The sequence below is a fragment of the Xaviernesmea oryzae genome, from assembly GCF_900109605.1.
In the GTDB taxonomy this organism is placed as follows: Bacteria; Pseudomonadota; Alphaproteobacteria; order Rhizobiales; family Rhizobiaceae; genus Xaviernesmea; species Xaviernesmea oryzae.
This window is the reverse complement of the sequence record NZ_FOAM01000017.1, coordinates 120,742-131,722: the sequence shown is the minus strand read 5'-3', so window position 1 is coordinate 131,722 and position 10,981 is coordinate 120,742. Positions and strand designations below refer to the sequence as shown.

Below are 10,981 nucleotides of genomic sequence, written 5' to 3'. Positions count from 1 at the left end.
GGCGGCCTGCTCGATGCGCGCGCCAATCCCGAGCAGGTGCTGCTCTATCGCCGCGTCAACCGCGAGCTTCTGGCGCGCCTGGGCGTCGACGTCAGACGCTTCGTCGACACGGAGATCCCGGTGATCTTCCGCGCCGACATGCGCGACCCGGCCACGATGTTCGTGGCACAGCAGCTGCCGATGCAGGACAAGGACATCATCTTCGTCACCAATGCCGACTCGATCGAGCTGCTCAAGTTCCTCGACCTCGTGAACTCCGTCACCTCGACCGCATCGGGCGCCAGCAGCGACGTGATCACCACCCGCGACGCGATCCGCAAGTTCTGATGTTCGAGCCATCGCGCGTGAGGCCGCTCAGCGGTTTTGCGCGCGATGCATCACGGCATTGGGGTGTGACGTCTGGATCCGGACGCGCGTCTGGATCGTGCCTCTCCATCAAAGACAAGGCGAAGAGCGATAGGCTAACTCGGTGCTGCGCTCCGGCGCGGCCATAGGCGCGTTATCTGCAGGCAGATGCGCTGTTGCGTCTGCATCAGGTCGCTGGACAGTGTTCACGCAAACCGGTCGTGGCCTGCGCAACCTTCCAACTCCAATCAATTAAATGAATCCGTCCGCCCCGCTCCTTCCTGCCGGACAAACAATCCTTCAGACGTGGATGACCCGAACTCTAAACGCCGTCGCGGCTCTTGCGGCGCGGCGCGATCGGTTCGGCACCGTTACGCAAACGATACGGCTGGTCGATATTGCGCGGAAAGCTTGAGCGGATAGGGCTGTAGTCCTACAATACCTGTCCTCAGGTGCACAGCGACCCGCTCGGGATTGAGCGACGCTCCGCCCTGCCCTTTTGGGAAAGCGCTCATCATCGGGAGGTCAGGCGTTGAGCGCGCCAATCAGGCGACAACGAAAGGGCCCGGCTTGCGCCAGGCCCTGAAGATTTGTGAGGCGCCGAAAAGCAGCGCTGATGGGGACGGCGCGACGCCAGTCAGGCTTCCTTAGAAGCCCTTGCCACCGGTCAGTTCGGAGCGAACCGTGCCCAGGATGATGCGCAGATCCAGCATGAAGCTGAAGTTGTTGACGTAATAGAGGTCGGAGGCGACGCGGGCGCGGGCCTTCGAAGCACGATCGGTCGGACCGCGCAGGCCGCGCATCTGCGCCAGCCCCGTCATGCCCGGACGCATGGCATGACGCTCATGATAGTTCGGGCAAAGATCTTCATAAAGCACACCGGCAGCCAGCATGCCAACGGCGTGGCAGCGCGGGCCGACGAGCGACATATCGCCCTTCAGCACGTTGATCAGCTGCGGCAGTTCGTCGATGTTGCTCTTGCGCAGAAAGGCGCCGATGCGCGTGATCCGCGGATCGTTGCGCACGGTCTGCGCGACGCCGGTGACATCGCACAGGTCGGTGCGCATCGAGCGGAATTTCAGCACCTTGATCTTGGTGCAGTTTCGGCCCCAACGCTCCTGACGGAAAAAGATCGGGCCACGGCTGTCCAGCTTAATGGCTGCACAGACGAGGAGAAGCAGCGGCGCGAGCACCAGAAGGGCGGAGAAAGACACAACGATGTCTAAGGCGCGCTTCATGGCAAGCTGCAGCTTCCGGTCGGTATCCTGCGATACCAAAGACGCCGGATAGTCGGCGACAGCAGCCCCTCCATAGGGCATGGAGCCCGTCTGGAACGACTGAACATGATTTTCGTGCATAGATGTGATCGTCACGGGCAGTTCCCCGGTTGTTAGATCGTCCGCGAGCATTTTAATACCAGAAATAATATCGTTTTAAAAGATCGCGTAAGCAGGTCTTAAGGCTAGGGCGCGCATTTCTGCCGTGCAAAAATTGCATGGCTCACAGCCAGAAGAAGATTGAGATAAAAAATATTCGCCTTAGAAGCGAAAGTTATGCCCTGGATACGGCAGAATTGCGCAATTCTGCCTCATTTTAAGGCAGCCTCTTGTGCATAGCAATTCTTCCAAGTATAAACAAACTATACTATGACGCAGCGCACAAATGACAATGTATCGATTTAGCACAAATTGCAACCCCTGCGGTCCGAATTCGCCGATACCGCCAAATTTTTTTCATGGCGTGCCGTAGCGATACCTTGCCGTGCGAGAGGCCGGCAGGGCGTCGCCAAGGCCAGCCAGGGTTTGATACTGGCAGCGAAAAAAATTTTTCCGTCCTGTTCACGCATGGTTTCTTTAAGCCGACAGTGACTGAGGTGAAGCTTCTGATTTCCCGTGTGAACGGTATGGATGTGCGCGAATCGGGAAGGCCGGCTCCGTTTCCTGCCGGACCAGCGCTTCTTTATCATGAACCTTTAGACCCACCGCGCGTTGAGGAGCACAACACAAACGCACAGGACAGATTGCCATGTTTGGAGTGGCTTGGGACAAGGACGATGCCTCGGACGCCGATGTGCTGCTGCAGGCGGCCGAGCTTGTCGAGGAATTTCTCGTGCTGCTCAGGACCGAGAACGTCGCCAATGACATTCTCGATGCGGACGAGCTTCCCGCCAGCAAGATGACCTTGATCAATGCGTTCAGGCTGGTCATCGCTACTGAGCATCGCGCGGAAGACCGTCAGCGGCTTGCGCGTGTCGGCCGGCAGCTCTCGCGTTTTCAGGAGAATGTCGGCCCGCGCATCAGCCTGATGCCAGCCGATCGCACCGCGCCCAAGGCTGCGCGACGCGCAGACCGGGAGACAGCGCGACGCTTCGATTCAGTGTTCGAGGCCGTGGCGCAGGACGCCCGAAGGCTCGATCTGCTCTTTACCCTATCCGCACGGATTGCCGAACGGCGCGATCCGACACCGCGCATGACGCCGGTCTTCGAAGCGGACGGAACCTATTCCTGGTTCGGTCACCACTGAAAACAGAACATATACCCTCTTGTTCGACGACATACTTTTCACGGCCCGCCCTTGCGCGGGCCGTTTGCATGCCGATGTCCTGCCGAGCCGCAGTAAATCCCGCTGCTTTAAGGTCAGGCTTGTGAATGCCGAGCGCTCTCCCGCTTACCCCTTGATCGCGCCCGCTGTCATCGAGGCAGAGATCTGACGATACATGATCAGCCCGAGAAGGGCCGGCGGCAATGCGCCAAGGATCATCACGGCCGATGCCGTGCCCCACTGCACGCCGCCGCCGCTGGCCGCAAAGAAGAAGGAGGCGCCGACGGTCATCGGCACCGCCTTGCTGGTGGTCAGCATCAGGCCGAAGAGAAATTCGTTCCAGGCGGTGATAAAGCCGAAGATGAAGCAGGTGGTGATCGCCGGCCGGATCACAGGCAACACCACCAGCAGCATGATGCGCGCCGCCGATGCGCCATCGACGCTGGCTGCCTCATCCAGCTCGATCGGCACCTCGCCAATGGCATTGACCATGATCACGAGCGCCAGGGGAATGTTGACGATGGCCAGGATCAGCCCAAGCCCCGTCCAGGTGTCGAGCAGGCCAAACCATTGATACATCATGTAAAGCGGAAGGGCGAAGATCACCAGCGGCATGGCGCGCAGGTTGATCACGACAGGCAGGAGCAGCCGGCGCCCGATCTGGCTGCGCGCGATCGCGTAGGCAGCCGGGAAAGCGACCACCAGCGCCAGCAGTGTGCCGATCAGCACAGCGGCGGTGGAATTCAGGAGATAGGCATAGATGTTGAACCGGTCCGTGTTGCCGAGCACCGAGGCATAATTGGCGAGCGTCGGCGACTGGATCCACAGGCCTGGATTGGACGACAGTTCGCGTGCGCTCTTGAAGGAGGTGATGAGCGTGACGATCACCGGAAAATTCATCGCCAGCGCGGCCACGAGAAAGACGATCCATCGCAGCGTCTTGATCATGCGCGCCTCCGCCCGGCGGCCAGCTTGTTGATGAGCGTGAGCACGGCAAGCGAGGCGAGGAAGAGCAGCACGGACGCCGCCACCGCCTTGCCGATGGCCGCCTGCTTGAAGAAGGCCTGATAGATATAGATCGACAGCGAGGTGGTGGCGCCACCGGCGCCGCTGCCGGTCAGCGCATAGACATTGTCGAAGACCCGGAAGCCATCGATGAAGCGGATGAAGAAGGCGATGGCAATTGTCGGCCGCATCAGTGGCAGATCGATCCAGACGAGCACACGATACCAGGGCGCGCCATCCAGCGCCGCTGCTTCGCGAATGTCAGGCGAAATGCCGCTATAGGCCATGTAGAACAAGAGGAAGGCGAAGGGCGTCCATTGCAGGATCTCGACGACGGCGAGTGTCTTGAAGGCGTTGTTGACGTCGAGAAAGGCCGGACTGTCGCCGAACCAGAGGAACAGATAATAGGGCAAGGGGCCGGCGAATTCATGCAGCACCAGCCGGTACATCAGCCCGATCATCGCCGGCGCCACCATCAGCGGCAGCATCAAGGGCGCCATCAGGCCGGAATGTTTTTTCAAAAGCGGCGCCAGAAAGATCGCCAGGAACAGGCCGATTAGGCATTCGGCGAGTGCGGTGACGATGGCGAAGCGGCCGGAAAAGGACACCGAGCGCCAGAACTCGCCATCCGACAGCACAAGCGTATAATTGCCGAAGCCTGTCAGCACAGGGCTGCGCAGGGTCTCGAAGGAGACGCTGGAGACCGAATAGACGAGATTGACCAGCGCGGGAAAGCCGAGAAATAGCAGCAGGAACCCGGTCAGCGGGGTCAGGAACAGCCGGCTTTCGGCAGGTTTCAAAAGAGCCATGTCGATCCCTGAAATGGCGGGTGCCGAGGATGCGAGGAAACGGGCGGCGCGCGGGTGATGCGCCGCCCGCCCTTACAGGCTTACTTCTTTAACAGGTCGGCCATGCCGGTTTCGGTCTTCTTCAGCGCCTCGTCCAGGCTCTGCTGCCCAGACCAATAGCCGGTGAATTCCTTCGCCTGCAGTTCGTAGACGGAGAGCGCCTTGGCTGAGGTTGCCCCGGTCATGACATAGCCGTACTTGCCGGCGAAATCGCCGAGCTTGACCAGATCGGGCCGGTCAGCGGCAATCTTGGCCACAACCTCCGGGCTCAGCGCCGGCGAGCCGCCTGCCTTGGCATAGGTCAGCGCGGCATTTTCCGTGGCCAGCCACTTGAGGAATTTGGTGGCGCCCTCTTTGTTCTTGGCCGCCTTGTTCAGGCCAAGGCCGAGCCCGTGAATATGATCTGCGCGGCCCTTCGGACCGGCCGGCGGCGCCACCATCGCGGTCACCTCGGCCACGGCGGGCGATTTTTCCGCGCTGGTCAGGTCGCCAGCGGCTGCATTCCACTGCAAGGCAGTTGCTGCCTGGCCGGCGCCGAAGGCGGCATTGGTCTCGGCATATTCGTAGCTCAGCGAATCCTTTGGCGATGCGCCGGCATCGTAGAGCTTCTTGTAGAGCTCCAGCCCGGTGCGATAGGCCGGCGAATCCACCGTGATCTTGCCTTCCTTGTCCATCCAGTCCGCGCCATAGGAGCGCGGCAGAGACTGAAACACCATCATGTTGAACAGCAGGTTCTTCATCTGCAGCACGGTGCCGTAGCGCGTCGGGCTGGCTGGGTTGACCTGCTTGCTGAAATAGAGCGCGGTTGCCGCCCAATCGTCCCAGGTCCAGCTGTCGGGATCCTTCGGCTCAAGCTTCTTGCCGAGGAATTTCTCGGAAATCTCGGCATATTTCGCCTTGGCCGCGTCGTCCTTCATCAAGGCGTCGATCAGGTCCTTGCGATAATACATGAAGTGCAGCGACAGGTCCGTCGGCACGCCATATTGCTTGCCCTCGAACTGCATGGTCTTCAGCACGGCGTCGCCATAGGTCTTGGCGGCCTCCGGCCCGAGATCGATCGTGTCCATATAGGGCGCATAGCGGCCGATCGAATAGGTGGCGACGAGGTTGACGTCGAAGGCATCGGAGCCGGCGGCCATATCGGCCTGCAGCTTGTCGAAGAAGCCATCGCGGTTGAAGAAGATCAGCTCGACCTTGTCGCCCTCCGCCAGACCCGGCTGGGCATTATAGGCCTCCGCCGTGGCGCGCAGCGCGGTCTCTTCCGAACCGCCGGGCCAGCCGAGCACGGTGACTTTGGCCTCGGCCAGTCCGGTCAGCGCGCTGGTGGACAGGATCAGCCCGGCAAGGGCCAGAAGCGTTGATGTCATGCGCATTGTCGTTCCCTCTTGTTGTTGTTCATAAGGATCTTATTGGTTCATTCCGGCTGTTGGCCGATGCGCGTCAGGCCGATGCCTTCGCCTCCCCCAGCCTCTTGCCGGCGAGCGCGGCCACGCCGATCAGCCCGGCATGAGGCCCGAGGCGCGCAGGCGCCAGGCGCGGTGTCAGCCGCGTCGGCTTGACCGACAGTCTTTGCCGCAGCCGGTCGAGATAGCCGGGGGCAAGGCCAATGCCGCCACCGATGACGATCAGGGCCGGATCGAGCGCAAGATGCAGATCGGACAGCAGAAGGGCTGCCCTCTCGGCAGAATCGGAGACGATCGCTTCGGCCCAGCCGGCGCCGTTTTCGGCGGCGGCGAAGACACCGGCGGCATTGAGCGCATGACCGGCGCGAAGAGCCTCCGCGGCAATAAAGCCGCCGGACACCATATCCTCCAACGGCTGCGCGCCGCCGGAGCCGAGGCCGAAAATGCCGAAATGGCCGGACAGGCCGGTCAGGAGGCGCCCGCCCGCGATGATGCCGCCGCCAATGCCGGTGGAAATCGTGAGGAACAAGAGATCGATGCCACTGGTTTCCTGCGCGCGGCCGTTCGAACTCCGATCCGCCTGCCCGGCCCCTAAACGGAACTCGCCCCAGGCAGCCGCCTGCGCATCGTTGACGGCAAGCACGGGCACGCCGAAGCGGGCCGAGGCGGCGTCGACCAGCGGATAGGCTTCGGGAATGCCGAGGGTCGCCGGGTTCATGGCCGACCATCTGCCGCCATCGACAAAGCCTGTCACTGCGAGGCCGACTGCGGCGGGCGAGGCCCCAAGCGTCGCCGCTTCGGCCGCAGCCCTATCAAGCCAGGCATCCGGGCCGGCGCTGCGATCGGTCGGAATCGTGCGACTGGCGACAATCTGCCCGCCCTGCACCAGCGCCAGGCTGGTCTTCGTGCCGCCGAGATCGATGGCGAGCACCGGTGCATCTCCTTGGGCACGCTGGCGGCTGGCGCCAGTTACCGCATCGAGAAACCAGCTGGTGGCATGCTCTGTCCGCGTGATGGCCGAGCCGACCACCACGGCATAGGCACCTGCGGCGATCGCCGCTGCCGCCTGGTCCGTCGTGCGGATGCGGCCCTCGGCAATCACATAGGGCGTCATCGCCCTGAAAGCCTGGATCAGGTCCAGATCCGGCTCCACCGGCTCCGGCCCGCCGGTATAGCCGGACATGGTCGTGCCGATGAAATCGATGCCGAGCACCAGCGCCCGGGCGCCATCCTCGGCTGAGGCACAATCGGCCATGGACAAGCGGCCCGCAGCGCGCACAATCTCCGCAAGCTCCGCCACAGCGACGGGACGCGGCCGATCGGTGGCGTCGAAGGCGATGATATCGGCACCGGCCTCGACTAGGCCCTCCACGTCAGCGCGAAACGGGGTGATGCGCACCGGGCTGTCGTCGAGATCGCGCTTGACGAGACCGATGATCGGCGCAGACACGGCAGCGCGCACGGCGCGGACATAGGCGACGGACTCGATGCGCAATGCCTTGGCGCCTGCCGAAAGCGCCGCCCTGGCAAAGCCGACCACCGCCTCGGCAGTGTCCATCGGCCCACCGGGCACCGGCTGGCAGGAGACGATCAGGCTGTTTTCGAGGTCTTGCTTGCGCACCATTCACTCCCGGCTCGGACAGCGCAGGGATACGGCCGCTCCCGATCCCGGCCAATCCCTGTGGCAGTCACGATACGGAGAAAAGACCAGATTGCAACCAGTCAAAAACTGGTATTATCGGCGCAGTTCGAAAACGAAGTCGTAGACCTCGCCTTTGTAACGGGTCTCGCAATATTCGACGATCTGGCCATCAGCCAGAAAGCAGCGGCGCTCCGTGGCGAGGATCGGGGCACCGGGATCGCAGGCCAGATGCAGCGCATCCTCGGGCGCGGCGGCACGGGCCCGCATGCGCTGCACCGCCCGCTCCGGCATCAGGCCACGGGCCGACAAGGCCTCATAAAGCGAATCACCGACCGTCTCCGGGGTGGGTAGAAAGCGCGCCGGCACAGCCGATGTCTCGACGGCAATGGGCAGGCCATCGGCCAGCCGCACGCGCTTCATGCGCAGAACCGGGGCATGGCCGGCAATGCCGAGCGCCATCATCTCAGCGGAGGAAGGTCTGGCCATCTGCTTGAAAAGCCACACACATCCAGGTGTTTGACCGCGTGCGCGAATATCCTCGCTGAAGCTCGTCAGCGTCGAGAGCGACTTTTCGACGCGAGCACCGATCTCCGTGCGCGAGCCCTGGCGGCGGCTGATCAGGCCTTCCTCATCCAGAAGCGAAAGCGCCTTTCGCACCGTGACCCGGGACAGGCCGAGTTCAGCGGCCAGCACCCGCTCGCCCGGCAGCACAGCGCCGGCCCGCAAGGCGTCGCCGGCGCGCCCGCCACCGCGAATGGCCTGCTCCAAAGCGCTCTTCAACCGCTTGTAGAGCGGCCCTTCCGCCGAGGCTTCGGCCAGCGCCCGCTCGATTTCCGCCACCAGCAGGTTATCGCCCATGCCGCCCGTTCCCCAAAATCGCGAAAAAATCTGTCGGAGCTATACTGGTCTTATCGATGGACTGCAAATGGCTGGCGCGTGACAGCTTGACGGACAGCGCAAAGGTGCCTGCCACGGCGGGTTGTCTGGCCTTTATCCAGCGCCGGCGCATCAAATCATTCCAATTCGGAAGAAGGTCTTGCCCAAGAATCGATTGCGTCCACCCGCTGGCGCGATAAGCATCGTCACATTCGCCCTGTCGGTCCGGCCTCATCCGCTCGGCCCGCGCGCCAGACAGTGCGTCGCCTGCCAAGGAAAGGCCTGCTCATGCTCAATGACCCCCGCTCCCATGGCCTCTGGGAAAAGACCGCGCCGCCGGCTCCGAAAACAGCCGTGCTGGCAGGCGCCATCACCACCGATGTGGCCGTGGTGGGCGGCGGCTATACCGGCATCTCGGCGGCGCTGCATCTGGCGGAAGCGGGCCTGTCGGTCGCGCTGCTGGAGGCGGTCGATTTCGGGTTTGGCGGTGCGGGGCGCAATGTCGGATTGATCAATGGCGGCATGTGGGTCATGCCGGACGATATTCCCGGCGTGCTGGGCCCGGTTCACGGCGAGCGGGCGCTTGAGCTTCTCGGCGGCGCGCCGCTGCTCGTGCGTGACCTCGTGGAAAAGCACGGGATTGCCTGCGAGATCGAGACCAACGGCACGCTGCATTTGGCGGTCGGCGAGGCCGGCCTAAAAGAGCTGCGCGAGCGTCATCGCCAATGGACAAGCCGAGGCGCGCCTGTCGAGCTGCTTTCGGCGGAGGAAACGGCGCGGCGCGTGGGCAGCGAAGCCTATGCCGGGGCGCTCTTCGACCCCCGCGCGGGCACGATCCAGCCGCTGGCCTATGCGCGTGGGCTCGCCCATGCCGCGCAAGGCGCCGGCGTCCAGCTCTTTTCCGGCTCGCCCGTCCTCTCCGCCGAGCGCCGTGGCAGCGGCTGGATGGTGGCGACCTCGAACGGCTCGGTCACCGCCGATTGGGTGATCGTCGCCACCGACGCCTATTCCACCGGTCCCTTCGCAGAGGTGCGCGCCGAGCAGCTGCACCTGCCCTATTTCAACTTCGCCACGCGTCCTCTGTCGGACAATCTGCGCCGCTCGATCCTACCGAGGCGCGAGGGCTGCTGGGATACCAAGGAGATCCTTTCCTCTTTCCGCATGGACCAAGCCGGCCGCCTCGTCTTCGGCAGCGTCGGCGCCCTGCGCAATACGGGTGCCGCCGTACATAGAGCCTGGGCCCAGCGTGCACTCAAGACCCTGTTTCCGCAGATCGGCGATATCCCGTTCGAGGCGGAATGGTATGGCAAGATCGGCATGACCAGCGACGCCGTGCCGCGCTTCCACCGCTTCGGCGACAAGATGGTCGGTTTTTCAGGCTATAACGGCCGCGGCATCGCCCCCGGCACCGTTTTCGGCAAGACGCTCGCCCGCCATGTACTGGGCGAACTGTCCGAAGACGCGCTGCCATTGCCGGTCACCGAGGTGAAGGAGCAGGCATTCCGCAGCGTGCGCGAGGCTTATTACGAGGCAGGCGCGCAGGTGGCGCATCTGGCGGGATATCGATTTTAGTGAGGCCGCCATTCAACGGGGATCGCTCAAGTCCCCATGCATAGGGCTCGCTCGCCATCAGAATTGGTTTCCAGCACCATCCTATGCGATCACCGGCCAAGGAACTCCAGCCATTGCGACCTGAGCGCTTCTTGCAACTGCCTGCTCAATTGCTTGCCAAACAACATACCAGACTTGTCCGGGCCGAAATAAGAGCGCGTCCACGCCAATCTCACGACATTGTCGAGTTGAAAGACTGTGTCATACACCAGTCCAAGCGCCCGCTTGTCCTCCTCCCGATCTATGTGAAAGCCTCTTGGAGGAGGAAACCTATCGATCTGCTTGGTGCCATATACCGTATCGATCAGACCGATCAGAAGCGTCTTCCCACCGACATCAATTTCGGTCGTAAAAGATTGCCGAACCAGACAAGGCCGCAAGTCCTTCCCTGGCTCGTCGGGATGCTCCTCGTAGGGGAAGCGGCACCACACGATAGAAAAGGCGGCCGGGAGCCCTACCGCCGCAACGTCGCAATAGTCGCCATATTTTGGCGCCGGCACTTACCAACCGGCCTCGCCAAACGGCTTCCAATCGGAATTTCGAATGGTGTCGCCATGCCGCTTCTCATTGTCGGCTTTGATGCGCCGTCCAAATTCGTCCGCGCCCACTCCGCCATAGTCGTCGTGATCTTGAACGGGCTTCGGTGCCCGGTGCTTCTCGACATCGACCAGATGTGTGTCTGCAATGGGCATTTAGGCCTCCCTTTTCAG

At 62.6% G+C, this 10,981-nt stretch carries 10 protein-coding genes and 1 pseudogene; 3 read left to right on the top strand and 8 right to left on the bottom strand.

Going from position 1 to position 10,981, the window contains the following annotated elements; genetic code table 11:
- Window positions 1-327, top strand: a pseudogene (locus tag BMX61_RS24805) (polysaccharide biosynthesis/export family protein); the annotation flags it as partial.
- A gap of 665 nt (window positions 328-992) precedes the next feature.
- Here the strand turns inward: BMX61_RS24805 and BMX61_RS19405 are convergent.
- Window positions 993-1,718: a sugar transferase gene (locus BMX61_RS19405; protein ID WP_324610612.1), complete on the bottom strand. Its 726-nt coding sequence runs from the start codon at window positions 1,716-1,718 to the stop codon at window positions 993-995.
- Between the two features lie 652 nt (window positions 1,719-2,370).
- On the opposite strand from BMX61_RS19405, the gene BMX61_RS19400 reads away from it, so the two are divergent.
- Window positions 2,371-2,868: a hypothetical protein gene (locus tag BMX61_RS19400; RefSeq protein WP_075628687.1), complete on the top strand. Its 498-nt coding sequence runs from the start codon at window positions 2,371-2,373 to the stop codon at window positions 2,866-2,868.
- Between the two features lie 144 nt (window positions 2,869-3,012).
- Here BMX61_RS19400 and BMX61_RS19395 read toward each other — a convergent pair whose 3' ends face one another.
- The 5 genes from BMX61_RS19395 to BMX61_RS19375 all read right to left on the bottom strand — a co-directional run bounded on the left by BMX61_RS19395 (window position 3,013) and on the right by BMX61_RS19375 (window position 8,642).
- The gene (locus tag BMX61_RS19395) at window positions 3,013-3,834 is read right to left on the bottom strand and encodes a carbohydrate ABC transporter permease (protein ID WP_075628688.1); all 822 of its coding nucleotides are present in this window, start codon (window positions 3,832-3,834) and stop codon (window positions 3,013-3,015) included.
- Window positions 3,831-4,700 (bottom strand): carbohydrate ABC transporter permease, encoded by an 870-nt coding sequence (locus BMX61_RS19390; protein ID WP_075628689.1) that lies wholly within the window; start codon window positions 4,698-4,700, stop codon window positions 3,831-3,833. Before BMX61_RS19390 ends, BMX61_RS19395 begins: the two co-directional genes overlap by 4 nt.
- 80 nt (window positions 4,701-4,780) lie before the next feature.
- Entirely contained in the window at window positions 4,781-6,106 is a 1,326-nt protein-coding gene (locus BMX61_RS19385) for an extracellular solute-binding protein (protein ID WP_407703798.1), read from the bottom strand.
- 73 nt (window positions 6,107-6,179) lie between these two features.
- The gene (locus tag BMX61_RS19380; protein ID WP_075628691.1) at window positions 6,180-7,766 is read right to left on the bottom strand and encodes a putative N-acetylmannosamine-6-phosphate 2-epimerase; all 1,587 of its coding nucleotides are present in this window, start codon (window positions 7,764-7,766) and stop codon (window positions 6,180-6,182) included.
- Between the two features lie 111 nt (window positions 7,767-7,877).
- On the bottom strand, window positions 7,878-8,642 hold the full coding sequence (locus tag BMX61_RS19375; protein WP_075628692.1) for a GntR family transcriptional regulator: 765 nt from the start codon (window positions 8,640-8,642) through the stop codon (window positions 7,878-7,880).
- A gap of 306 nt (window positions 8,643-8,948) precedes the next feature.
- On the opposite strand from BMX61_RS19375, the gene BMX61_RS19370 reads away from it, so the two are divergent.
- Window positions 8,949-10,232, top strand: a complete 1,284-nt coding sequence (locus BMX61_RS19370) for an NAD(P)/FAD-dependent oxidoreductase (RefSeq protein ID WP_075628693.1) — start codon at window positions 8,949-8,951, stop codon at window positions 10,230-10,232.
- Window positions 10,233-10,321: 89 nt separating this feature from the next.
- Here BMX61_RS19370 and BMX61_RS19365 read toward each other — a convergent pair whose 3' ends face one another.
- A complete protein-coding gene (locus BMX61_RS19365) occupies window positions 10,322-10,771 on the bottom strand; it encodes a hypothetical protein (protein ID WP_075628694.1) in 450 nt (149 codons plus the stop codon).
- The gene (locus BMX61_RS19360) at window positions 10,772-10,963 is read right to left on the bottom strand and encodes a hypothetical protein (RefSeq protein WP_075628695.1); all 192 of its coding nucleotides are present in this window, start codon (window positions 10,961-10,963) and stop codon (window positions 10,772-10,774) included.
- Window positions 10,964-10,981: the final 18 nt, after the last annotated feature.

Excerpts from the sequence above, each read along its gene's own strand:
- BMX61_RS19390 (WP_075628689.1), bottom strand. The coding sequence starts at position 4,700 with ATGGCTCTTTTGAAACCTGCCGAAAGCCGGCTGTTCCTGACCCCGCTG.
- BMX61_RS19400 (WP_075628687.1), top strand. The coding sequence starts at position 2,371 with ATGTTTGGAGTGGCTTGGGACAAGGACGATGCCTCGGACGCCGATGTG.
- BMX61_RS19395 (WP_075628688.1), bottom strand. The coding sequence starts at position 3,834 with ATGATCAAGACGCTGCGATGGATCGTCTTTCTCGTGGCCGCGCTGGCG.
- BMX61_RS19360 (WP_075628695.1), bottom strand. The coding sequence starts at position 10,963 with ATGCCCATTGCAGACACACATCTGGTCGATGTCGAGAAGCACCGGGCA.
- BMX61_RS19370 (WP_075628693.1), top strand. The coding sequence starts at position 8,949 with ATGCTCAATGACCCCCGCTCCCATGGCCTCTGGGAAAAGACCGCGCCG.
- BMX61_RS19385 (WP_407703798.1), bottom strand. The coding sequence starts at position 6,106 with ATGACATCAACGCTTCTGGCCCTTGCCGGGCTGATCCTGTCCACCAGC.
- BMX61_RS19380 (WP_075628691.1), bottom strand. The coding sequence starts at position 7,766 with ATGGTGCGCAAGCAAGACCTCGAAAACAGCCTGATCGTCTCCTGCCAG.
- BMX61_RS19375 (WP_075628692.1), bottom strand. The coding sequence starts at position 8,642 with ATGGGCGATAACCTGCTGGTGGCGGAAATCGAGCGGGCGCTGGCCGAA.